Source organism: Gordonia sp. IITR100 (genome assembly GCF_002009645.1).
Taxonomy (GTDB): domain Bacteria; phylum Actinomycetota; class Actinomycetes; order Mycobacteriales; family Mycobacteriaceae; genus Gordonia; species Gordonia hongkongensis.
The window spans coordinates 35,209-56,740 of record NZ_MVKV01000013.1; the positions used below are offsets into that span (position 1 = coordinate 35,209).

General features: G+C 68.5%; 20 protein-coding genes and 1 tRNA gene. 10 read left to right on the forward strand and 11 right to left on the reverse strand.

Going from position 1 to position 21,532, the window contains the following annotated elements:
* The first annotated feature begins 96 nt into the window (after positions 1-96).
* Positions 97-1,653: a hypothetical protein gene (locus B1818_RS16965; RefSeq protein WP_078113403.1), complete on the forward strand. Its 1,557-nt coding sequence runs from the start codon at positions 97-99 to the stop codon at positions 1,651-1,653.
* Between the two features lie 165 nt (positions 1,654-1,818).
* On the opposite strand, the gene B1818_RS16970 is transcribed toward B1818_RS16965, so the two are convergent.
* Positions 1,819-3,660 carry a hypothetical protein gene (locus tag B1818_RS16970; RefSeq protein WP_078113404.1) on the reverse strand — a complete coding sequence of 614 codons (1,842 nt, stop codon included), beginning with the start codon at positions 3,658-3,660 and terminating at the stop codon, positions 1,819-1,821.
* A 98-nt stretch (positions 3,661-3,758) separates the two neighbouring features.
* Between B1818_RS16970 and B1818_RS16975 the strand changes: the two genes are divergently transcribed.
* Both B1818_RS16975 and pgi read left to right on the forward strand, forming a co-directional pair.
* Positions 3,759-4,118, forward strand: coding sequence for a chorismate mutase (locus tag B1818_RS16975; RefSeq protein WP_033203695.1), 360 nt, complete (start codon positions 3,759-3,761; stop codon positions 4,116-4,118).
* A gap of 103 nt (positions 4,119-4,221) precedes the next feature.
* Positions 4,222-5,919, forward strand: coding sequence for a glucose-6-phosphate isomerase (gene pgi, locus B1818_RS16980; RefSeq protein ID WP_078113461.1), 1,698 nt, complete (start codon positions 4,222-4,224; stop codon positions 5,917-5,919).
* Position 5,920: 1 nt separating this feature from the next.
* Here pgi and B1818_RS16985 read toward each other — a convergent pair whose 3' ends face one another.
* The 4 genes from B1818_RS16985 to B1818_RS17000 form a co-directional block, all read right to left on the reverse strand.
* Positions 5,921-6,454 (reverse strand): hypothetical protein, encoded by a 534-nt coding sequence (locus B1818_RS16985; RefSeq protein ID WP_078113462.1) that lies wholly within the window; start codon positions 6,452-6,454, stop codon positions 5,921-5,923.
* 19 nt (positions 6,455-6,473) lie between these two features.
* Positions 6,474-7,010 carry a hypothetical protein gene (locus tag B1818_RS16990; RefSeq protein WP_078113406.1) on the reverse strand — a complete coding sequence of 179 codons (537 nt, stop codon included), beginning with the start codon at positions 7,008-7,010 and terminating at the stop codon, positions 6,474-6,476.
* Positions 7,011-7,076: 66 nt separating this feature from the next.
* A complete protein-coding gene (locus B1818_RS16995; protein WP_058251550.1) occupies positions 7,077-7,820 on the reverse strand; it encodes an SDR family oxidoreductase in 744 nt (247 codons plus the stop codon).
* Positions 7,821-7,873: 53 nt separating this feature from the next.
* Positions 7,874-8,764, reverse strand: coding sequence for a DNA-formamidopyrimidine glycosylase family protein (locus tag B1818_RS17000; protein ID WP_058251551.1), 891 nt, complete (start codon positions 8,762-8,764; stop codon positions 7,874-7,876).
* A 25-nt stretch (positions 8,765-8,789) separates the two neighbouring features.
* Here B1818_RS17000 and B1818_RS17005 point away from each other — a divergent pair, with 25 nt between their 5' ends.
* Positions 8,790-9,530 carry a 3'(2'),5'-bisphosphate nucleotidase CysQ gene (locus tag B1818_RS17005; RefSeq protein WP_078113407.1) on the forward strand — a complete coding sequence of 247 codons (741 nt, stop codon included), beginning with the start codon at positions 8,790-8,792 and terminating at the stop codon, positions 9,528-9,530.
* Between the two features lie 9 nt (positions 9,531-9,539).
* On the forward strand, positions 9,540-10,289 hold the full coding sequence (locus B1818_RS17010; RefSeq protein WP_058251553.1) for an ABC transporter permease: 750 nt from the start codon (positions 9,540-9,542) through the stop codon (positions 10,287-10,289).
* 154 nt (positions 10,290-10,443) lie between these two features.
* Here the strand turns inward: B1818_RS17010 and cobF are convergent, their stop codons facing one another.
* From cobF to B1818_RS17025, 3 genes are read right to left on the reverse strand one after another with little or no spacing between them, the layout of a single operon-like run.
* Positions 10,444-11,205 (reverse strand): precorrin-6A synthase (deacetylating), encoded by a 762-nt coding sequence (gene cobF, locus B1818_RS17015; RefSeq protein WP_078113408.1) that lies wholly within the window; start codon positions 11,203-11,205, stop codon positions 10,444-10,446.
* Between the two features lie 2 nt (positions 11,206-11,207).
* Positions 11,208-12,017: an SDR family oxidoreductase gene (locus tag B1818_RS17020; RefSeq protein WP_078113409.1), complete on the reverse strand. Its 810-nt coding sequence runs from the start codon at positions 12,015-12,017 to the stop codon at positions 11,208-11,210.
* Between the two features lie 30 nt (positions 12,018-12,047).
* Positions 12,048-12,272, reverse strand: a complete 225-nt coding sequence (locus B1818_RS17025) for a hypothetical protein (RefSeq protein WP_078113410.1) — start codon at positions 12,270-12,272, stop codon at positions 12,048-12,050.
* A gap of 82 nt (positions 12,273-12,354) precedes the next feature.
* Here B1818_RS17025 and B1818_RS17030 point away from each other — a divergent pair, with 82 nt between their 5' ends.
* Positions 12,355-13,317: a GlxA family transcriptional regulator gene (locus B1818_RS17030; RefSeq protein WP_078113412.1), complete on the forward strand. Its 963-nt coding sequence runs from the start codon at positions 12,355-12,357 to the stop codon at positions 13,315-13,317.
* A gap of 45 nt (positions 13,318-13,362) precedes the next feature.
* Here B1818_RS17030 and B1818_RS17035 read toward each other — a convergent pair.
* A tRNA-Arg gene (locus B1818_RS17035) sits at positions 13,363-13,438 on the reverse strand.
* A 317-nt stretch (positions 13,439-13,755) separates the two neighbouring features.
* On the opposite strand from B1818_RS17035, the gene B1818_RS17040 reads away from it, so the two are divergent.
* A complete protein-coding gene (locus tag B1818_RS17040; protein WP_078113413.1) occupies positions 13,756-15,081 on the forward strand; it encodes an acyltransferase in 1,326 nt (441 codons plus the stop codon).
* A gap of 7 nt (positions 15,082-15,088) precedes the next feature.
* Here B1818_RS17040 and B1818_RS17045 read toward each other — a convergent pair whose 3' ends face one another.
* Positions 15,089-16,312, reverse strand: coding sequence for an oxygenase MpaB family protein (locus tag B1818_RS17045; protein WP_058251559.1), 1,224 nt, complete (start codon positions 16,310-16,312; stop codon positions 15,089-15,091).
* Positions 16,313-16,463: 151 nt separating this feature from the next.
* On the opposite strand from B1818_RS17045, the gene B1818_RS17050 reads away from it, so the two are divergent.
* Together B1818_RS17050 and B1818_RS17055 are read left to right on the forward strand one after the other, a co-directional pair.
* Positions 16,464-17,129, forward strand: coding sequence for a TetR/AcrR family transcriptional regulator (locus B1818_RS17050; protein ID WP_068972455.1), 666 nt, complete (start codon positions 16,464-16,466; stop codon positions 17,127-17,129).
* 52 nt (positions 17,130-17,181) lie between these two features.
* On the forward strand, positions 17,182-18,828 hold the full coding sequence (locus tag B1818_RS17055) for an MFS transporter (RefSeq protein WP_078113414.1): 1,647 nt from the start codon (positions 17,182-17,184) through the stop codon (positions 18,826-18,828).
* Here B1818_RS17055 and B1818_RS17060 read toward each other — a convergent pair.
* Positions 18,825-19,262 carry an SRPBCC family protein gene (locus tag B1818_RS17060; protein WP_078113415.1) on the reverse strand — a complete coding sequence of 146 codons (438 nt, stop codon included), beginning with the start codon at positions 19,260-19,262 and terminating at the stop codon, positions 18,825-18,827. The genes B1818_RS17055 and B1818_RS17060 overlap by 4 nt on opposite strands.
* Before the next feature lie 137 nt (positions 19,263-19,399).
* On the opposite strand from B1818_RS17060, the gene B1818_RS17065 reads away from it, so the two are divergent.
* On the forward strand, positions 19,400-21,361 hold the full coding sequence (locus B1818_RS17065) for a gamma-glutamyltransferase family protein (protein WP_139363041.1): 1,962 nt from the start codon (positions 19,400-19,402) through the stop codon (positions 21,359-21,361).
* Positions 21,362-21,532 lie beyond the last annotated feature (171 nt).

Genomic DNA, 21,532 nt, shown 5'->3' on the forward strand with positions numbered 1-21,532 from the left:
CGCGGCTAATATGACGCGGTATCACCGGCTCGGGGTGCCCTGTCTGCGAACAACTCGCACGCGGCGACGACGCCCCGGCGAGCAGGAAGAGGCGCCATGAAGAGACCGTCCATCGTCCCCGCCGCCATCGCCCTCGGTGTCGGAGCACTGGCCCTCGTCATCGCGCTCGTCCTGTCGTTCGTCCCGTTCAGCAGCGCCGGCACCGTGGAGCCCACCCCCGCGTTCCGTGCGCAGAAGAGCCTCGACGAGGTGCTGTTCAAGATGGCGACGAGCCCGGCGGCGAAGTTCACCGGCAAGGTCACCTACAAGTACGACGACGAGCGCGGCGAGGGGACGGTCGAGTTCGACGACCTGATCGTCACCACGTCGAACACCGCCGAGGGCACGATCACCCTGGGCTCGCAACAGGGCGAGTACCGGCAGATCGGCAACAGCCCGTTCCTCAGCGCCCCCGGCGCTCTGTGGGACGAACTCCTCGTCGACGCCGAGAAGACGAATCTCGACGCCGCCCCGCTCGACAACAAGTGGGCCTCCACCCGCTTCACCAGCCTGCCGCGCCTGGGCACGATCCTCGGCCCGGACAACCTCGCCGGCGACATCGGCAACATCGAGAACGGCGACGCGCCGCAGCTCGGGGCCGAGCTCCCGGCGCCCAACAAGGGCACCCCCGACGCCCGGCGCTGGCCCACCACCGACCCGCCGATCGAGTTCGTCGGCGACGACAAGGTGAAGATCGGCGCGTGGGAGGTCACCTTCGACCCGGAGACGAAGAACGTCACGAACGTCAAGGGTCAGAGCGTGCAGGGCCCGGTTACCTACGACATCGACGCCGCGGTCAGCCTGCAGCCGGCCGACCAGGCCCAGAAGGTGTTCGCGAACCAGCGTGCACTCGTCTCGGACCTGCTGTCGGTGCCCGCCCCCGGCCTCTGGATGGAGCAGCCGGTGGTGTCCTCGCGCCAGACGGGTGCATGCACCACCTCGTCCTGCGCCTTCGACTACACCGTGCAGGGCAGCCCGTACGCCGACGACGTCCGCGGCCACTTCAACTACGGCCTGACGCTGAACTTCGCGGTCGGCAACCGCCCGCCCGGCGCCGTCGGAGGTGAGTGCAAGGTGGTCCTGCGGGTGGACTTCGGACGCAACGGAACCACCCGCTGCGCGGCGACCAACCTCCCGCCGGACACCAACATCGCGTCGCGGTACACCTTCACTTATCTCGCGTTCATCGACGCGACCACAGACGAACTGAACGATCTCATCGACAACAACGAGAAGCAGACCAACACCGAGATCGTCTACGTCCGCACCGGGAACAAGGAACCGGCACAGGCCCGGTTCGGCTCCGGTGTGACCGGCCTGCCGAGCTACTACGCGATCAAGCGCGGCGATTACGTCTTCGACGGCATCGGCACCGACGGCAACATGCACATCACCTTCGGTGAGGGATATCAGGACCACATCGTCGGCGGCACCTTCGATCCGTCCTGGGAAGGCACCGAGGTGCTCCGCAAGCAGATGGAGCAGCAGGTCGCCGCGGCGGGCGACGCGCAGGTCGTCTACTTCGTCGCCGAGGCGGAGACCGCGTCGGCGCTGCGGGCCCTCATCGCCGCGGAGAACCAGAGCGACAACATCTCCGCGTTCTACTACGACTAGTGGTGTGTCTCGGAAATAGGTGGCCGGTATCCGGTGGAGCGATCGGTGGTCTGGCAAGGCGGAGGAGGGAGGGATAGCGGAGCTATCTCGACCGACGACAACGCAGCCAGGCGCCGATCGAGCGCCGGAGACCAGTCGCTTATTTCCGAGACACACCACTAGAACTCAGCCGCCGGCGAAGCGCGCCTCGGCGGCCTCGCCCACCCGGCCGGCGCCGGTGTGCAGCCGCAGCCCCGGCGTCAGGGGCCGCAGATCGACGTGGTCGCCGCCACCGTTGATCCGGACATACACCGACCCCAGGCCCGCCCGGACCGGCGCCCGCACCGCGTCCCCGTCCGCGAGCGCGATCTCGATCTCGCCGTCCCGGGTCGCGCAGTAGCTGAGCGCGATCGTCCAGGGCCAGGAGAAGAGCGGACCGTCGAGTCGCAGTCGGGTGGGTCCGGCGACCTCCGGGGTCCGGCAGGTCCCCGCCCCCGCGTAGATGGTGCGGCGCTGCGTCACGCCGCCGGGCACGAGATTTCCCGCGGTGTCGAGTACGAACAACCGGTCGGTGGCCACCCCGAAGTCGGGCCGGGGCTCCACGCGGCCGAAGATGCGGCTGACCTGGTTGTCGGGGTAGACGAAGGGTTGCAGGATCTCCAGGGGCACGGACTGGTCGAGCATGGTCACGCCGCCCGGTCCCTGCGTCGCGGCGTCGTGCAGCGATGCGGTCGCGGTCTCGAGGTAGTCGCCGGTCGGGTTGTCCCGCCACGACGACGCGAACGAGACCAGCGACACCAGCGCGGACACCACGACGAGCGCACCGACGACGGACGCGAACGCGGGCAGAGCGGCCGACCGCTCCTCATCGCGCCCGGCCGCGGCGTCGGACGTGCGCGCATGCCGTCCGCCCACCTCGGTCGTCCGGGCCGGCGCGGCGCACAGCAGGGCCAGAGCGATGGTGAACACCAGCGCCGTGTCCGGGAGATAGCGCATGTGCTGGGCGAGTTCGATCGCCGTCTGCGGGCTCGACCGGTTCCACATCACCGGGATCTGGGCGGCCACGGCGTAGATCAACGCGCACACGACGATCGCCGCGCCGCCGCGCTTGCGGGCCACCGCCCACCAGGTCACCGCGGCCAGCACCAGCCAGCCGCCGACGATCATCCACATCTGCGGGAAGCCGGTCGGCGGACTCGGCGTCCACCGCTCCCATTCCCACGGCCCGCCGACGAGCGACGGCACGATCGCATCGGTCACCGACCGCCAGACCAGGCGCGCGGTCTGCGCCACCGAATGCTCACCCGACGTCGGGTCGGTGGTGACGAAGTACACCGCCACCCACGACGCGGCGACGACGGTCAGCGCCAGCCACAGCTCCCGGGCGGCCCGCAGCGTCGCCGTCGTCGCGCGGGGACCGCCGTTCGCGAGGACCGCGGCCACCAGCGCCACCGGGAGGATGAACAACGACTTCTCGAAGAACGCCAGCGCGATCAGGAAGACGATCGTCGAGCGGATCCACACCAGCCGTCGTCGCGCGTCGTCGACGTCACCGCGTGCGAGGCGGACCGCGTCGGCGACGATCCACGCCATCGCCGCCTGCAGGGGCAGGGTGTTGAGGCCGGCCGCCCACCAGGCGAAGGCGGGCACCGTCATCGGACTGAACAGATAGAACGCGAGCGCGACGAGCGCACCGATGCGGGCGCGCGGCGCGATGACCCGCACCATCCGCCACACCGCCACCGACGCGATCGCCTGCATCGCCACGAGCATCAGCGCCGGCAGCACCCAGTTCAGCGGTGCCAGCCACGTGGCCACCCCGGCGAGCAGGAACGCCGCCGGCATGAAGTGCCCGTCGTGACTGTGGCCCAGGTACTCCCAGGACAGGATCGGGTTCGACGACGCGCGTGCCACGAGGACCAGATCGTCCCAGTAGAAGTTGCCCGTCGCGACGAGCCAGCCCCGGATGATCAGCTGACCCACGATCAGGGACAGGGCGACGAGGGACACCATCCGAGCATTGGGCATGCGCTCCAGTTTCCATGTGCCGCGAGCGGCGTCGTGGTCGGGTCGGGTGACTCGGCCGCGTGCGGGTCGTCGCGGGGCGTCGTGGCAAAATCGGGCGCGTGACCGACCGCAGCCCCAGCCCCGGCGCTCAGGACCCCCGCCCGTCCGGCGGCACGTCGTTCGAGCACTCGATCGACCTCGACAAGTACGAGCTCTCGTCCGAGGTCGGCGACTTGCCCGACGACATCGACCAGCTGCGGCTCGAGATCGACCGGCTCGACGCCGTGATCCTCGCCGCGATCAAGCGCAGGTCGGCGGTGTCGAAGAAGATCGGTGCCGCACGCATGGCCTCCGGCGGCCCTCGCCTGGTCCACAGCCGCGAGGTGAAGGTCCTCGAGCGTTTCCAGGATCTCGGCCAGGAGGGGCACACCCTCGCGATGCTGCTGCTGCGTCTGGGGCGAGGGCCACTGGGCCGCTGACCTGTCGGCCCCGGGACACCGACGACGCGGTGATCCGGTGACGCCTGGCGCCACGTGTGACGACCGTCGCGGCCGCGACGCCGAGCACATAAGGTTGGTGGTCATGAGCACCCAGGCACCTGGCAGCGACTTCACCGGCACCGACCACGGCGACATCACCGCGACGCAGTCCTGGCAGGCGCTCGCGGCTCATCAGCCGCATGTGTACGCCATGCACCTGCGTGAGGTGTTCGCGATCGATCCCGCGCGCGGGCGCGAACTCACCGTCGACGTCGGCGATCTGCACATCGACTACTCGAAGCACCGGGTGCTGCGCGAGACGCTCGAACTCCTGATGAGCCTGGCCCGCGAGGTCGGTCTCGAGGAGATCCGCGACGACATGTTCGCCGGCGCCCACATCAACACCTCCGAGGATCGCGCCGTCCTGCACACCGCGCTGCGCCTGCCGGCCGATGCGACACTGACCGTCGACGGCCAGGACGTCGTCACCGACGTACACGAGGTCCTCACCCGGATGGGCGAGTTCACCGACCGCCTCCGCAGCGGAGAGTGGAAGGGACACACCGGAAAACCCATCACCGACGTCGTCAACATCGGCATCGGCGGCTCCGACCTGGGACCCGTGATGGTCTATCAGGCGCTGCGCCACTACGTCGACGCCGGGATCCGCTGCCACTTCGTCTCCAACGTCGACCCCGCGGACATGGTCGGCACCCTCGCCGACCTCGACGCCGAGACGACAATGTTCATCATCGCGTCGAAGACCTTCACCACTCTCGAGACACTCACCAACGCCGCCGCCGCGCGCACCTGGCTCCTGCAGGCGCTCGACGCCGACTCCGACGCCGTGGCAAAGCATTTCGTCGCCGTAAGCACCAACGCCGCCGAAGTGGCGGAGTTCGGCATCGACACCGACAACATGTTCGGCTTCTGGGACTGGGTCGGCGGCCGGTACTCGGTCGACTCCGCGATCGGGCTGTCGGTGATGGCCGCGATCGGCAAGGAACGCTTCGCCGAGTTCCTCGACGGCTTCCACCAGGTCGACGAGCACTTCCGCACCCAGCCCCTCGAACGCAACGCGCCGGTCATCCTCGGCCTGATCGGCCTCTGGTACAACAATTTCTGGGATGTCGGCGTTCGCGCGGTGCTCCCGTACAGCAACGACATGGCCCGCTTCGCGGCTTACCTGCAGCAGCTGACGATGGAGTCCAACGGCAAGTCCGTCACCGCCGGGGGCCACCATGTCACCACCGACACCGGCGAGATCTTCTGGGGCGAGCCGGGAACCAACGGGCAGCACGCCTTCTACCAACTGCTGCACCAGGGCACGCGGATGGTGCCGGCGGACTTCATCGGTTTCGCCGAACCCACCGACGACCTGCCGACCTCCCCCGACGGCTCGGGTTCCATGCACGACCTGCTGATGAGCAACTACTTCGCCCAGACCAAGGTGCTCGCCTTCGGCAAGACCGCCGACGAGATCGCCGCCGAGGGCGTGCCCGCACATGTCGTGGCCCACAAGGTGATGCCGGGCAACCGTCCCACCACCTCGATCCTCGCCCCCCAGCTCACCCCCTCGGTGATCGGCCAGCTCGTGGCGCTCTACGAGCACCAGGTCTTCGTCGAAGGCGCCATCTGGGGCATCAACCCCTTCGACCAGTGGGGCGTCGAACTCGGCAAGACCCAGGCCAAGGAACTGCTCGGTACCATCACCCGTCCCGAAGCGCCTGACACACACGACGATTCGTCGACCGACGCCCTCGTCGCGTGGTACCGGGAGCGACGGGGCCGCGCGGTCTGAGCTACTTCCAGTACTCCTCGTCGAAGACCGCATCGGGGATCTCGTCCCCGGGTTCGACGCCGAGCGACTGGATGCGGCCCATGATCGCGGCCGCGGTCGCCACGTAGGTGACGAGATCGGTTGGCTCGACGTCTCGTTCGGCGGGATCACCGCCGAGGAATTCATACAGGGCGGGTGGCACGCAGGCACCCATGTCCAGGGCGCGGGTACCGGTCGCCTCCCGCCACGCATCGAAGCTCGCCACGTCGACGGCCTCGGCGACGTCACCGGTCCGGACGGCCTCGGACACCTCGTCGACGGTGGCCAGCTCACCCGAGGTCCCGCTCGACGGGTCGAAGCCGAGAACCGTGTCGGCGGCGGTGGTCTCGTCGTCGGAGAGGGTGAAGTAGACGATGCCCCGCCAGTCGGAGCCCAAGGCCGCGATGTCCGTGCGGTCGAAGATCTCGCCGAGCAGTTCGCCGACCTGATCCCGCTGTCGAGCGCCGAACACCTGAAACGCGCCCGAGGCCACCACTTGTCCCTGCTTGTTCGCCACGACGGCCACCTTACGCAGGTCAGTCGTCGATACCCAGGACGACCACGCGACCCGTCGTCAGCGACAGGTACACCGTCGCGCGCCACTCCGGTGACGAAAACGCACGGTCGAGGGCGGGCCCGCCGACAAAGCCGCCGGGCGGCACCAGGTCGCGCAACGCGCCCGCCACCGAGTCAGGCGGGGCCACCGGGTCGGCGTCGTACTGCCCCGCCCATGCTGCCGCGCGGTCGGTACCGACGTGCACGACCGCGTCGAACCAGTAGGTGGATGGTCCGGGGACCCTGTCCGACGAGTTGCCACCGAGGGTGCCGGCCGTCCAGCCCTCGATCACCGAGCCCTGCAGGAGCGGAAACCGTCTGATCACCGGCCCCTCGTCGCGCTGTGGTCCGGCGGTCACGATCTTGGTGGAGGGCGGCGGCGCTGACGTCGACGCCGGAGGCGAGGGCATCGGATCGCGATCGTGCGGTGCCGCAGGCGCACAACCCGCGAGAACGCCAGACCCCGCGGCGCACGCGGCGAGGACGGCCGTCAGCCGCTCGAACCGATGAACACCCATCCCGTGACGGTAGCCCGTCGCCGGGGTCGAACGCGAAACATCCACTGTCTGAACGAACTACACAAGTCAGACCAGTCGGCGGCTGACCGACGCCGGCAGGAACTTCAGCGCGGCCGCGATGGGTGTCCAGGGCCACGCGGGCACCGGGGCCCAGTCCTTCTCCGCCTCGATCGCCTTGACCAGCGCGTCGACGCCCTTGTCGGTCTCGACCATCAGGGACGTCTTCACGCCTCGGTTGATATCGGTCTCGATGTAGCCCGGCGCGACCACCGACACCGTGATCGGCGACGACGCGAACTCGGCCTGGAGTCCCTGCCCCAGCGCCGTCAGCCCGGCTTTCGACGCCGAATAGGCGGCCTGCGCCTTGGGCATGCCGCGAACACCCGAGATGGAGCTGATCAGCACGAGGTGCCCGGCGTTCTGGGCACGGAAGATCTCCAGCGCCGCCTCGGCCTGGGCCAGCGCGCCGACGAGATTGGTCTGCACGGTCTCGATGTTCGCGGCGGCCTTGCCGGTGCCGAGGGGTGCGCCCTTGCCGAGTCCGGCGTTGACGATGACCCGGTCGAGACCGCCCAGACCGTCGGCCAGCCTCCCGAAGACCTCGGGGACGGCGTCCACGTCGGTGACGTCGAGCGTCGCGACCTCGACCTGTGCGGCGGTGGGCCGCAGTTCGCCGGCCAGCGCGTCCAGCTTCTCGCGGCGGCGCGCCGCGAGGGCGAGCGAACGTCCCTGGGCGGCGAAGCGTCGGGCCATGCCTTCCCCGAGCCCCGAACTCGCACCCGTGATGAGAATCCTCTGCCGTGTCGTCACGAGGACCAGGCTACCGGCCGGTAAGTTCTGCCTTCCCGGTCGCCCGGCGCGACCTACTTCAGCAACCGCGACATCCGACGGTCCGCCAGCACCTTCCCGCCCGTCTGGCACGTGGCGCAGTACTGGAAGGACCGGTCCGCGAACGACACCTCGCGGACGATGTCGCCGCACACCGGACACGGCAGGCCGGTGCGGGCGTGCACGCGCAGACCAGTGCGCTTCTCGGACTTCAGCCGCGCGACGGCCTGCCCCTCCAGACGCCCGGTCGCGTCGGTGAGCACGCCGCGCATGGCATCGTAGAGTGTCGCGACCTGGTCGGCCTTCAGTGTTTTCGACGACGCGAACGGCGACAGGCGTGCCGTGTGCAGGATCTCGTCGGAGTAGGCGTTGCCGATCCCGGCGATGGTGTGCTGGTCGGTGAGCACGTTCTTGATCCGGCCGGTGGTGCCGGCGAGGATCTCGGCGAACTGTTCGGACGTCAGCTCGAGCGCGTCGGGTCCCAGACCGGCGATCCGTTCGACGTCGGCGAGGTCGCGGACCAGCCACACCGCGAGTCGCTTCTGCGTCCCGGCCTCGGTGACGTCGAACCCCTCGCCGGGTAGGCCGCAGTGCACCCGCAGGGCGATCGGGCTCTTCCCGCCCGGCCGCAGGGGTTTGGGCGACAAGTCCTCGCTCCACCGCACCCAGCCCGCCCGCGACAGATGGATGACCAGCTGCAGCAACGGCTCTGACGCAGTGGCCGCCGAACCGGGAATGGTACGGATGACCAGGTACTTCCCCACCCGGCCGACGGATTCGACGATCCGGTCCATCAGCGCCGTGTAGGGCGGGTCCGCGGTCTTCAGCACCGACAACGACGCGACGTCGACCCGGCGGATCGGGAGTCCGGCCGCACGGCCGTCGACGTAGTCGGCGATGGCGGCCACCTCTGGGAGCTCAGGCATGCCACCAGTGTGCTCTAGTTGTGGGATGAACTCCCGACTTTCCGACGCCGAGCTGGCCGCCCGGATCGCGCAGGGAGCCGGCGAAGTACTCCTCGGAATCCGTTCGGGCGACCTGCTCGGCGGCGCGATGCTCGGCGATGTGGGCGATGCGCTTGCGCAGGCTTGGATCTCGACGGTGCTCCGCAAACACCGGCCACGCGATGCGGTGTTGTCCGAGGAAGCCGCCGACGTCGGCGACCGGGCCACCGCGTCGCGCGTGTGGATCATCGACCCCCTGGACGGCACAAGGGAATTCGCCGGCGGCTCGCCGGACTGGGCCGTACACGTCGCGCTGACCGAGAGCGGGATCGTCACCGAGGCGTCGGTGTCGCTGCCCGCGACGGGTGAACTGTTCCGTTCCGACACCGTCGCGGAGACCACCGGCGAACTGACCCGGCGTCTCGTCACCTCCCGGTGGGGCGGCTCGTATGAGACCAGTTACGTGGCGAACCGACTGGGTCTGCAGATGGTGCCGGTCGGTTCGGCCGGCGCGAAGGCGATGGCCGTCGTCCGCGGCGATGCCGATGCCTATGTCCACGCCGGCGGTCAGTACGAGTGGGACAACGCGGCGCCGGTGGGGGTCGCGCTGGCGGCCGGACTGCACTGCAGTCGCCTCGACGGGTCGGAGATCGTGTACAACAACCGGCATCCGTACATGCCGGACTTCGTCATCTGCCGCAGCGAGATCCGCGAGGAGATGCTCGGCGCGCTGCGTCAGATCTGGTGAACTGAACCGGTGAACGGCATCGGCGACGCGGTGGTGCGCATCGGGCCCGCACTGGTGGTGGCCGTCGTACTGCTGGCCGTGGTCGCCGTGCTGGTGAACCGTCGGAGCGGATTGGCCCGGGAGACCGTCGTCGCCACGCTCCGGGCCGGCGCGCAACTCGCGGCGCTGGCTGCCGTGCTCGCCGCCGTCATCCCCCACCTGTGGGCCTCGGCGCTGTTCGTCGCGGTGATGGCGACCGCCGCGTCCTGGACCTCGGCCCGACGCGTGCGACCGGGGGGTCCCCGCCTGGCGGGAACCGCGTGGTGTGCCGGGCCGGTGGCGGCGCCGACGATCGCGATCGTGACCGCTCTGGTGGCAGTCGGTGTGCTTCCCGCTCGCGGCATCGCCGTGATCCCCACCGCCGGCATCATGCTCGGCGGCGCGATGGTCACCGCCTCGCTCGCCGGACGCCGGGCGCATGACGAGCTGTCGGTCCGTCGCGGCGAGGTGGAAGCCGCGCTGTCGCTCGGCTTCGACCCGCGGGACGCTCGGATGGAGATCGCCGGCCCGCCCTCGGCGACCGCGCTCGTCCCCGGCCTCGATCAGACGAAGTCGGTGGGACTCGTCACGATCCCCGGCGCGTTCGTCGGCATGGTCCTCGGCGGGGCGTCGGTGTGGGCGGCCGCGGCGATGCAGATGTTCGTGCTGATCGCCTTGCTCGCGGTGAGTTCCATCGCGATGCTCGTGACGGTGGAACTGGTGGCGCGAGAACACCTGTGATCTGGCGACGCATCTCACCAGGACCCTTCGTGACGCTCGCAAGCTCGCTCCTCAGGGAGCGGGGTGGGCCCCGAGGTGCGAGGAAGCGAGCGCAGCCCCTCCGTTCCCTGAGGAGCGCCCGGAGCTTGCGGAGGGCGCGTCACGAAGGGTCCGGCTACTGGCGACTCTTCCGCAGCAGATAGATGTCCATGATCCAGCCGATCCGGTCCCGGGCCTCGGCGCGAGCTTCGACGATCCGGTCCGTCACCTCACCGACCTTGCCGCTGATCAGGATCTCGTCCTCGGTGCCGACGTAGGCGCCCCACCAGATGTGATCCTCCGGGTCGGCGGTGTGCCGGAAGGTGAGGTCGGCGTCGAGCATCACGATCTGATTCGCGTCGGCGCCCGCGGGCGTCTCCGCGAGGCGTCGGCCCGTGGTCGTGTGGATCGGTTCGCCGACGCGATTGGCGACGATGCCGTGGGCCGCCGTGAGCGCGCTCGCGCTGGTCACGCCGGGGATGACCTCGACCTCGAGTTCGAGGTCGTCGCGGGCGGCGAGATCGTCGACGATCCGCAGCGTGCTGTCGTAGAGGGCCGGGTCGCCCCAGACGAGGAAGGCGGCCACTCCCCCGTCGCCGACCTCGTCGCGCAGGGCGCCGGCGATCAGCTCGGCGCGCGCGGCGTGCCAGCGCCGGACCTCGGCGTCGTAGTCGTCCGGTTCCCGGTCGCGTGGCGGATCGGGGATCTCCACCAGCGAATGCCCCTGTCGCGCATGCTCGTCGAGGATGGCGCGGCGTGCGTCGAGCAGGCCGCTCTTCGCCGGGCCCTTCTCCAACGCGAGGAAGGCATCGACGTCGGCCATCGCGTCGATCGCCTGCAGCGTGATCTGACGCGGTCCGCCGGGTCCGATCCCGATGACTCGCAACGTGAGTCGCACGGTCAGATCTTCACCTTCGGGAGTCCGTGCTTGCGCGCGGTCATGTCCAGGATCAGCTGTCGCGGCGCGAGCCGCCGGAGCAGGAAGACCACCCCCGCCTGATTACCCTTGGCGTAGAACGGCTTCGGATGCTCGGACAGGGCGGCGCCGACGATCTGGGTGGCCATGCTCGCCGCACTGATGCCCGCGTCCTCGTTGCGCCGGGTGGCGGCGGCGAGCGTCTCGTACTCGGCGCGATAGGGCGAGTCGTCGCCGATGTGAATGCTGCGGCGATCACCGATGCCGGTGGCGATCGTGCCGGGTTCGACACTGATCATCCGTATCCCGTACGGCGCCAACTCGCGTCGCGACGCGAGCGCGAAAGCCTTCAACGCCGACTTGGTCGCGGCGTAATTGGACCGGAAGGCGACCGGGAAGCTGGACAACATCGACCCGACCATCACGACCGTGCCCCGGCGCCGGAGACGCATGCCGGGCAACACCGCTTTGGTCAGCGCGATCGGCCCGAAGACGTTGACCCGGAACAGATCCTCGACGGCCGCCATCGAGGTGTCCTCGAGCGCACCGGCCTGGGACTCGCCGGCGTTGTTGATCAGGATGTCCACGTCGCCGACGAGGGCCGCGCAGGACTCGGCGGATTCGTAGTCGGCGTTGTCGAGCCGGACGTAGGTGACGCCCTGGATCGGGTTGCGTACGGAATCCGGATTGCGGGTGGTGCCGTAGACCCGGTGTCCCCTCGCGACGAACTGGCGGGCGACCTCGGCCCCGATGCCACTGGTCGCGCCGGTCACGAGGACTGTCTGTGAACTCACGACCGCAACGGTAGCGCAGCGGCCGACGGGTCAGATGAGCTTGTCGTACCGGCGGGTGAGGATGCTCAGTTCTGCTGCCACTCGCTCAGTGTCGGGACCGTAGGGGCGCCGCGGATTCCGGGTGAACCAGTCGGCAATCCGCTGGCCCGGCGTCCGCTGGCCGACGGGGGTACGTCGCGCGGTGAGACTCAGTAGGCCGGCTGCACCGGCGACCGAGGCGACCACGACAAGGGCGAGAACGAAGAGGAGTGTCATGGCAGTAATCCTCCGCCCACATCATTTCGGCCACCAGTGGCAGTTCAGTCAATGTTCGCAAATTATCTGCCATACTGGTCAGGTGCTGCATTCGGTTGGTGTCCTCCTGTACGGACACGTCGCGCTCTTCGAGTTCGGCGTCGTGCACGAGGTGTTCGGCCTCGACCGCACCGACGACGACGTCCCCGCCTTCGACTTCCGGGTCGCCACGCCGGATCCCGAAACCGCGCTGGCCGTCGGCAACGGGGTGTCGATCCAGGTGTCGCACACCCTGGACGAGTGCCGCGACGTCGATCTCGTCGTCATCCCCGGCGGAAGCATCAGCGGTGACTACCCCGTCGAGATCCTGGACACCATCCGTGCGGTCGTCGACAACGGCGGACGTGTCCTCACCGTCTGCTCGGGCGCGTTCGTCGCCGGCGCGGCCGGACTCCTCGACGGCCGTCGGTGCACCACCCACTGGCGCTACGGCGACCATCTCGCGCGCATGTTCCCCCAGGCGCAGGTCGACACCGACGTCCTCTTCGTCGACGACGGACCCGTGACCACGAGCGCCGGCACAGCCGCCGGGATCGACGCCTCGCTGCACCTGGTCCGCGAATCCTGGGGACCGGCCGTCGCCAACCGCATCGCGCGGCGCATGGTCGTGCCACCGCACCGCGACGGCGGACAACGCCAGTTCGTCGAGGCCCCGATGCCGGCGTGCACCGACGAGGGCTTCGGATCGCTTCTGGCCTGGATGACGGCCAACCTCGACCGCGACATCAGCATCGACGACATGGCGTCCCGGATGCACATGTCCGGACGTACCTTTGCGCGTCGCTTCGTCGACGAGGTCGGCATCTCGCCTCGCCGCTGGCTGACCGAACAGCGAGTGCTGTCGGCGAAGAACCTGCTCGAGACGACCACCGCCAGCGTCGACGAGGTGGCACGCCAGGTCGGCTTCACGTCGGCGACGCTGCTGCGACACCATTTCGCCGCGAGTGTCGGCGTCTCGCCACTCGTCTACCGTCGGCGGTTCGCGAAATCCGGCGTGAGTTCGTAGGCCGAAACCCCGCGAGACGGCACTCGCGCAGTGGAACGGCCAGACTGGTGCCCTCGGTAGGATTCGAACCTACGACCTACCCTTTAGGAGAGGGTTGCTCTATCCCCTGAGCTACGAAGGCGGACCGCGAAGAGCCCACGGTGGCGCGGCTCCCCGACAGCGGGAGTCTACGCGAGCGACCTCACCCGGCCACACCACACACCTCAGATGGTGAAGATCGTGTAGTTCGCCCCCGTCGCCGGGAACACCCACGACGATGTGTGACGCCCGGCGTCGGAATGCGAGGACCGGTACGATCGACCCCGACGCGAACCGGACATTTCCGGCTGTGATCGTCACCACTGAGGACACCCCGGCGTTGAGGTTCCTGCCAGCCTGTGTCCGTACACTGCCTACCGCATACGTTCTACCGTTTCACCCGGGGAGGTCTTTTCGTTGGTGCACGCGGCATCAGGGTCGGCACCCACCGCCGACGACGAGACCACGACCAGCGCGAAAGGGTCTGCGGACTCCGTGGCACCCCGTCCCGCCGAGTCGGCCCCTCCCTCGCCCACGACCAAGCCCCGCGGTCGCGCGCACACCGCCGACTTCGTCCGGGTCGTCCTGTTCACCTTCGTGGTCGTCGCGCACAGCATCAACGCCATCAACGGCGGTGCCGACGAGATCAGGGGCGCGAATCTCGTCGGCACCCTGTGCCACCTGACGCGATACGGCTTCGTGGCGGTGACCCTCTACGTCCTCGTGCTGAGCATGCAGGGTCGGGAGATGTCGCCGTGGCAGTTCTGGCGGCGTCGTTTCGGGCTCGTCGTCGGGCCCTACCTGGCATGGACGCTGATCTACACGATCACCGACCACATCATCATCGCCGACAATCCGTTCCCGCCGATCAGTGAGATGCTGCCCCGGCTCGGGCACGACCTGCTCGTGGGCGAGGGCAAGTACCAGTTGTACTTCCTGCTGATCTCGATGCAGATCTACCTGTTCTTCCCACTGATCGCGTGGGTCTTCGAACGCGGCCGCAATCACCCATGGCTGTTGCTGGCCGGCGGGACCGCGATCCAACTCCTAGTGTTCGTCGTCTACCAGTACCTCCCCCGACCCTCCGGTCACGTCTGGGACGTCGCCTACCAGCACCTGTGGAAGACGCTGCCGATGTACGCGCTCTTCATCACCATGGGCGTGCTGGCCGCGCAGCATCGCGAGGCGGTGGACCGTTGGCTCCGCGACCACATGGCGACGGTCGTCCTGGTCGCGGCGGGCTGCGCGGCCTTCACCGTTGCCGGATACCTGCTGGCGACATCGCCGGGGAATGTGCCGTGGAAGGCCAACACGGCCTGGAACCCGGTGTCCCTGCCCTGGTTCGTCGGCGGCTTCGTCCTGTTGTGGCTCATCGGTCTGGTCTGGGATGACCGACGCGCCGCCGGCCGTCCGGCGGGCGGGAAGCTGGTGTCGCAGGCCACCTTGCGCGCGTTCGGCGTCTTCGCAGTCCACCCGCTGGTCCTCGACATCCTGGGCCGGGTGGGATTCCTCAGCGGACTCTTCGACTGGTTCCCGCACTCGGCGGTCCTGCGCTCGATCATCTTGATCGCCTTGGTTCTGGCGGTCTCGCTGGCGCTCGTCGACCTGCTCCTACGCCTACCGTTCAGCAAATGGCTCACCGCCCGGCCCCGCATCCCCCTGTTGCCGAAGCGGAACAAGAAGAAGCAGGACCGGGCGGTGGAAGTCGGTGAGTCGGCGGGGGCTGAGAAGAAGTCCGCCGGTTAGTTTCTGGCTAGTTGTACTTCGGGTTGTTGATCACCGGGATCTCGATGTTGATCGGCATCCGCAGTTCGGACATGTAGAAGAGCACGAACTGGCGGAGGAACTCGTCGAACAGCCAGTACGCCTCACGCGGCATGCCGACGTTGAGCAGGCCCTCGCGGATCTGTACGTACGGACCCCACGCCGTCTCGAGCAGCGGGCTCCACACGGGCTCCCGCGGGATCTGATACCAGTTGGCGACCTTGTCACCGAGCACGAATCGCGTGAGCGCCCCCAGGACGCCGCGCGAGATCAGCGAGAGGTCGAGGTTCATGCCGAGGTCGAGCAGCATGTCGGCGAGCTTGCGACCCTCGGGGGTCGGCGCCAGGATCGGGTCGAGGACCTGCTGCGCCTGCGAGTCGGCGGCGGCCCAGGAGGCGGGGATGTACTCGTCCTGGACGCCCAGCAGGCGAGCGGTGATCTGCCACGAATGCAGGAATCCGGCGGATTCGTCGGCCGCGATCGGGACGTTCCACTTGTCGAAGTTGCGCATGACGGTCGTCGGCAGGCTGTGCCAGGTGACCATGATGTCGGCCTGACTGATCGGCTTCTTCTCCGTCGCGCCGTGCACCCAGTGCGGCGACTGCGGCAGGAGGTGTCGCACGCCGGCGTGCGCCATACGGGTCTTCACGCAGGTCACGATCATCTCGCCGCCGGGCTGATAGGCGTTGAGCGATCCGATGTCGTATCCGAGCTTCGCGGTCTTGGTGATGCGGTCCTTGAGGTCCCATCCGCCCTTGGAGTAGTAGACCGACCGGGCCTCGCGCGGGATGACGGTGCTCATCATGCCGCTGGCGAAGCCGTACAGGACGCCGAGGTAGGTTCCGCGCTTCTGGTTGAATCGGACCGCGTCGGCCAGCTTGGCCTGGTCGGCCCACGCGGGCAGCTGACGAGCGTGCTCCATGAAGTCGCGCAGTTCCGAGGGCAGCCCGGCGGGCAGCGGCTGCGAGTTGCGATGCCACGTGCGCAGCAGGCGATTGACGTTGCGCACCTGCCCGCTGTCGATGACCTTGGCGATCACCGGGTCGGCCTCGTCGTCCCACAGCTGCCGCGGGTCCGCGCCGCGACCGCGGCCGGGCACCGAGTTCGCCGGCGACCACGTCCACGGCGTCGTCTGCGAGAGCGCCGCGACCGCACCGGCTGCGCCGACGACACCGCCCGCGCGTATCAGGTTCCGCCTGTTCAGATCTTCCATGACCCCGTCCCATCACTTCCATGTATCAATGTGACAAACAACGTATCCTTGTATCATTGTTACCACCGCGTGGTCCAGAACACACCTCTTTCGCGAATTTTGCGATCATGGAAGCTCATGCGGTCATGATGTGAGGAAGGGGGTGAGGCGAGTGACCACGCAGCCGTCCGGCGCTTCGCTGTCCAGCTCGCTTCTCCAGCGGGCGTTTCTCGAATCCGCGGCTCAATCCGACGAGGCCGCCGATCCCACCGCCGAACGTCTGCTCGACGCGGCCTTCGAACTCTTCTGCCGGCTGGGCGTGCAACGGACGCCGATGGAGAAGGTGGCGAAGAGCGCCGGCGTCACGAGAGTCACCCTGTATCGCAAGTTCGCCACCAAGGACGCCCTGGTCGACCAGGTGGTGCTCCGCGAGTTCCGTCGGTACTTCGACCGGTTCCGCGCGGAGATCCCCCGCGCCGACACCGTGGCCGACCGCGTCGTGGTCGGGTTCGTCGGTTCGCTGCGGGCGATCTCCGGCAACCCGCTGATCGGTGAGATCAGCGACGCCGAGCCCAGCATGCTGATCGAATCGATGATCGGCGGCGACGGCATGCTGCTCGCGACGGTCCAGCACTTCGTCGCCGCCCAGCTGCGCCGGGAACAGCTGGCGGGCAACATCTCCGACGAACTCGACGTCGATCTCGTGGCCGAGATGATGGTCCGCATCTCCGCGTCGTTCCTCACCGTGCCCAGCCGCGTCGTCGACATCACCGACGACGCGCAGCTCGCCACGGTGGCGCGCCAGTTCCTCGTACCGATGCTCAATCCCGCGCAGTAAACCGCCGAACCTGTAAAGATCAGAGCGCTCACCACATCTGAGGAGACTGACGATGCGCTCTTGGTCTGTGATCATCATCCTGGCCGTCTCACAGTTCGTGATGGTGCTCGACAGCACCGTGATGAACGTGTCCATCTCGGTCGTGGCCGACGACCTCGGGACCTCGATCACCGGCATGCAGGCCGCGATCACCTTCTACGCGCTGACGATGGCCGCCTTCATGCTGACCGGAGGCAAGCTCGGCGACTTGATGGGGCGCGCAAGAGCATTCAAGATCGGTGCGGTCATCTACGGCATCGGCTCGCTGACCACAGCGCTGAGTCCCAACCTGACCGTCCTGCTCATCGGCTGGTCACTCGTCGAGGGGCTGGGCGCGGTGCTCGTCATCCCCGCGATCGCATCGCTGGCCGCCATCAACTACACGGGCAAGGCCCGGGTCACCGCATTCTCGATCCTGGGCGCGGTCACCGGGCTGGCCGCCGCCGTCGGCCCGCTGCTCGGTGGCGTGATGACCACATACCTGTCGTGGCGCTACGTGTTCGTCGCCGAGACCGTCGTCATGGTGGCGGTCCTGTTCGCGGCCAAGCTGATTCGTGACGTACCCCGCGACCCGGAGGTACGCATCGACCCCCTCAGCGTCGTGGCATCCGCCGGCGGCCTGTCGCTGATCGTCTACGGCGTACTGCAATCGAAGACGTGGGGATGGCTGAAGCCGCAGCATCCACCGGAGATCGGCGGGGACGAGATCGCCCCGCTGGGCGTCTCCCCCGTGGCATACCTGTTGCTCGCCGGGGTCGTCGTGCTCTGGTTGTTCGTCCTGCGGCAGCGCACCCTGGCGACGTCCGGCCGCCAACCGCTGCTGCGTGTCGAACTCTTCCGCATCGCTGCTCTCCGAAGCGGACTCGGCGGTTTCCTCGCCCAGTACTTCGCGATCGCCGCCCTGTTCTTCGTGGTCCCCGTCTACCTGCAGACGATGCTCGGACGCGACGCACTGCAGACCGGGGTGAAGATCCTGCCGCTCTCGGTCGGGCTCGTCCTGTTCTCGATCCTTGGATCCTGGCTCACCGCACGGCGTTCCGCACGGTTCATCGCGCGCGGCGGACAGATCACGATGGCGCTGGGGACACTCCTCGTCATCGCCTCGGTGGGAATCGATCTGCGCAACGCCGCCTTCGCCGCGGGCATGTTCGTGGTCGGCGCCGGCTTCGGTCTGCTCGCTTCACAACTCGGCAACGTCAACATGTCCGCTGTCGAGGAGAAGGACACCTCGGAGGTCGGCGGCCTGCAGGGCACCTTCCAGAACCTGGGGTCGTCGTTCGGCACCGCGGTCGCGGGATCGGTCTTCCTGCTCATGCTGTCGTCGGGCTTCGTGTCGGCGGTCGACGACGCCGAGAACCTCTCCCCCACCGACCAACAACGCATCATCGCCGCCGTCGACGAGCAGGGAGTGCCGATCATCTCCGCCGACGAGGCGCGCACCCTCGTCCTCGACGCGGGCGGCTCGGAGGAGTCCGCACAGGCGGTGTCACAGGCCTATTCGGATTCGCAGATCGCGGCCCTGCAGCAGTCGCTGTTCGTCGTCTTCGGCCTGCTCGTGCTGGCGTTGCTGTTCTCGCGGCACCTGCCCAACCGGATACCGGAACCCGGCCCGGCGCTCGAACGGCAGTCGGCCGAGCCCGAGCCGGAATCCGGCTCCTAGTCGATCTTCTTCCTGATCGTCGCTTCCGTGTGCCGCACCGCCTGAGCGGCGAACGGTCCCACGACCTTGCCGAGGAGTTTGCCCGCCATACCGCCGGGGAGGTTGTAGTTGATCTCGACGTCGAGTTCGGTGCCCGATCCACCGTCCGCGTCGGCGAAACGCCACGTCGTGTTCGCGTCGAAACCCTCGACGGCCTTCAACTCGATGAGCTCGTTCTCGACGTAGTCGGTGCACTCGACCACCGACTTCAGTGTCTTCGGCCCGACGTCCATCGAGACCGCGAACTTCGCTCCGAGTCCGCTGGTCTTCTCCGTCGTCGGCTCGAACCGGGTGACTCCGAGCAGGTACTCCGGGACGTTCTGGTAACCGTCGATGTAGTCGAAGACCCGCTCGCGCGGCCTGTCGATCTTCGCCTGATGCCGTACCACTCCCACGATTCTCCCCGTTCGTCTCGTCCGGCCGACCATGCCGGTGCGGCCCTCCGCCTCGACCCTATGCGGTCACGGCCGCTGTCCTGAACATTCGACCCAGTTCGCGTCGCGAACGGCCACTCGGTCAGTACGCTTGGCCGATGACGGCCGGGTCCGGAGTCTCTCGAGTGGTACGTGTCCTCGTCGTCGCGACGGCCACCACCTTCCTCGCGACTGCCTGCGGCTCGGATCCAGCCGAGCCGGAAGCGAGTCCGGTCACCTGCGCCGAGATCCCCAACGGCGAGATGATCGACGCCCAGACGATGACGGCCGCACCCACCGACATCGCCACCAGACCGGAAGTCGCGTCCGGCTTCCGAACAGGGATGAGACCGGTCGTCACCGACACCTACGCAGCGGCAACCGCCAATCCGCTCGCGACCCGCGCGGCCTGCGAGGTGCTGCGCGACGGCGGGACGGCCGCCGACGCCCTGGTCACCGCGCAGATGGTGCTGGGACTCGTCGAGCCGCAATCCTCCGGGATCGGCGGAGGCGCCTTCGCGCTCTACTACGACGCGGGGTCGAAGAGCGTGCGGGCCTTCGACGGTCGCGAGACGGCGCCGGCGGCGGCCACCGAGACCTACCTGACCCGGATCGCCCCCAACGATCCCACCCCACCCGCGCCGAGTGCCAGCGCCTCGGGACGGTCCATCGGCGTGCCGGGCGTGCTGCGCATGCTCGAGATGGTCCATGCCGACTTCGGCGGACAACCATGGCGAGATCTGTTCGATCCGGCGATCGAATTGGCCGACAACGGGTTCGACATCAGCCCGCGGCTGGCGACCGCGATCGCCGCGTCGGCGGCCGAACTCGGTGCCGACGACGAGGCCCGCTCCTACTTCCTCGCGAGTGACGGCGCCGCGAAGCCGGCGGGCACGCGGCTCGTCAACCCCGCGTACGCCAAGACGCTCGGCGCCCTCGCCGCCGACGGCGCGGGCGCGATGTACGACGGGCCGCTCGCCCGAGCCATCGTCGCCGAGGCCGGCAGCACCGCGGGCGGCATGACACCGAGCCTGATGACCGAGCAGGATCTACGCGACTACCGTGCCATCGCCCGGGAGCCGGTGGTCACCACCTATCGGGGGCGACAGATCGTGGCCATGCCCGGACCGTCGTCCGGCGGGATCGCCGTCGCGTCGGCGCTGGGCATCCTGGCGAACTTCGATCTGCCGTCGATGCCGCCGTCCGATCTCGACGCCGACGGCGGGCGTCCCGACCCAGCCGCCGTGCACCTCGTCACCGAGGCCGAACGCCTCGCCTACGCCGATCGCGACAAGTATGTGGCCGACCCGGACTTCGTCCCGCTGCCCGGGCGCGGGGTCGCGACCATCCTCGATCCGGCCTATCTGCGGTCTCGGGCAGCGCTCATCTCACCCGACTCCTCGCTCGGCGAGGCGCCGGCGGGTGACCTCGGACCGGTGCCCCTGGGGTCGCACCCGGGCACCGAACACGGAACCAGTCACATCACCGTCGCCGACCGGTACGGCAACGTCGCCACGATGACGACGACCATCGAATCCGCCTTCGGCAGTTACCACATGGTCGACGGGTTCCTACTCAACAACGAGTTGACCGACTTCTCTGCCGAACCCCGCGACGACGACGGGACGCTGCTCGCCAACCGGGTCTCGCCGGGCAAGCGGCCGCGCTCGTCGATGGCGCCCACACTCGTTCTGCAGCCCGGCGCCGACGGAGCGCCGGCCGAGGTGGTCGCGGCCCTGGGTTCCCCCGGCGGGTCGGTGATCATCCAGTTCGTCATCAAGACGATCGTCGGGATGCTGGACTGGGGCCTCGATCCCCAGCAGGCCGTGTCGATGATCGACTTCGGCTCGGCCAACACCCCGACCTCCAACGTCGGCGGCGAACACCCGCTCGTCGACACCACGGACGACGGCGCACACGATCCGTTGGTCCGCGGCCTCCGGGAACGCGGAGCCGAGGTGTCGGTCGAGGAACAGTCGAGCGGGCTCAGCGCCCTGCTGCGACACGGCGGCGGCTGGATCGGCGGCGCCGATCCGCGCCGCGAGGGCGCGGTGATGGGCGACAACGCGACGCTGCGGTAGACCATCGCGCCACGGGTTTTCGGGAAACGGCGTTGCCTCGACCGGTTCCGAGGGGCACTAGTTTTCCTCGGCGTCACATGGGGGCAATCGGGCGCATACACCCAGCTCATAGCGTCGAAGCGCTCGCAATTGCGACAAACGGCGTACCGACGTCGTCGTGCGCCCCCGCGC

Bases quoted from the DNA above. Each gene is read 5' to 3' on its own strand.
- B1818_RS16965 (WP_078113403.1), top strand. From the start codon at position 97: ATGAAGAGACCGTCCATCGTCCCCGCCGCCATCGCCCTCGGTGTCGGA.
- B1818_RS16970 (WP_078113404.1), bottom strand. From the start codon at position 3,660: ATGCCCAATGCTCGGATGGTGTCCCTCGTCGCCCTGTCCCTGATCGTG.
- pgi (WP_078113461.1), top strand. From the start codon at position 4,222: ATGAGCACCCAGGCACCTGGCAGCGACTTCACCGGCACCGACCACGGC.
- B1818_RS16990 (WP_078113406.1), bottom strand. From the start codon at position 7,010: ATGGGTGTTCATCGGTTCGAGCGGCTGACGGCCGTCCTCGCCGCGTGC.
- B1818_RS17000 (WP_058251551.1), bottom strand. From the start codon at position 8,764: ATGCCTGAGCTCCCAGAGGTGGCCGCCATCGCCGACTACGTCGACGGC.
- B1818_RS17005 (WP_078113407.1), top strand. From the start codon at position 8,790: ATGAACTCCCGACTTTCCGACGCCGAGCTGGCCGCCCGGATCGCGCAG.
- B1818_RS17025 (WP_078113410.1), bottom strand. From the start codon at position 12,272: ATGACACTCCTCTTCGTTCTCGCCCTTGTCGTGGTCGCCTCGGTCGCC.
- B1818_RS17045 (WP_058251559.1), bottom strand. From the start codon at position 16,312: ATGGAAGATCTGAACAGGCGGAACCTGATACGCGCGGGCGGTGTCGTC.
- B1818_RS17055 (WP_078113414.1), top strand. From the start codon at position 17,182: ATGCGCTCTTGGTCTGTGATCATCATCCTGGCCGTCTCACAGTTCGTG.
- B1818_RS17065 (WP_139363041.1), top strand. From the start codon at position 19,400: ATGACGGCCGGGTCCGGAGTCTCTCGAGTGGTACGTGTCCTCGTCGTC.